Source organism: Agrobacterium sp. MCAB5 (assembly GCF_052114365.1).
Classification (GTDB): domain Bacteria; phylum Pseudomonadota; class Alphaproteobacteria; order Rhizobiales; family Rhizobiaceae; genus Agrobacterium; species Agrobacterium tumefaciens.
On the sequence record NZ_JBFREP010000094.1, the window covers coordinates 1 to 709 of the forward strand.

Below are 709 nucleotides of genomic sequence, written 5' to 3' on the forward strand. Positions count from 1 at the left end.
GCTCCATGATTGCCTCGCAGGTCAAAAGCGAGGCAGGACGGTTTCCAACGAGAAAGAACATTTTGGCTGTTTCCTCGAGCTCCTCGTAGGAATGAACGGCATCCTGGAGAGATGTCCCAGCAACGATTGGTCCATGATTGGCAAGTAGCATCGCCTTGTGTGCGCCCGCAAGTGCGCGAACCGCCTCCGCCAGTCTTCGATCACCTGGCCGGTAATAGGGAACCAGCGGCAGGCGTCCAACCCGCATCATCTGATAGGCTGTCAGGGGCGGCAGAACGTTGGCGCTATCATCGTGGCATAAACAGGACACCGCAACCGCGTGGGTCGAATGCAGATGGACGATCGCCTTGGCAGAGGGCCGTTCCTCGTATACGGCAAGATGGAAGAACGCCTCCTTGGACGCGGGATCACCTGCAACAAGGTCTCCGGCAGGCGATACTTTCGATATCTTTTCGGCAGACAGAGAGCCGAGTGAGGAATTCGTCGGTGTGACCAGAATCGAGCCGTCGTCGAGGCGGACCGACAAATTACCAGCACCACCGTGGGCAAGGCCGCGGGCATATAGCAAGGCCCCAAACTTCACGATCTCGCTGCGGAGACTATCTTCTGTCATCAGGCAGCACCACCTTCTAAAAAACGCAACGCCTTCTGAAAAAAATCCGGTGTGCCGAAATTGCCGGATTTGAGCGCCAGAGCGATAGCCCCGGTC

1 protein-coding gene is annotated in these 709 nt (G+C 57.1%); it reads right to left on the minus strand.

Annotation, left to right across the window (positions count from 1 at the left end):
* The coding region (gene otnC, locus AB4Z23_RS27500) for a 3-oxo-tetronate 4-phosphate decarboxylase (protein WP_441361188.1) at positions 1 to 613 on the minus strand (613 nt) is incomplete at its 3' end.
* Between the last annotated feature and the right edge of the window lie 96 nt (positions 614 to 709).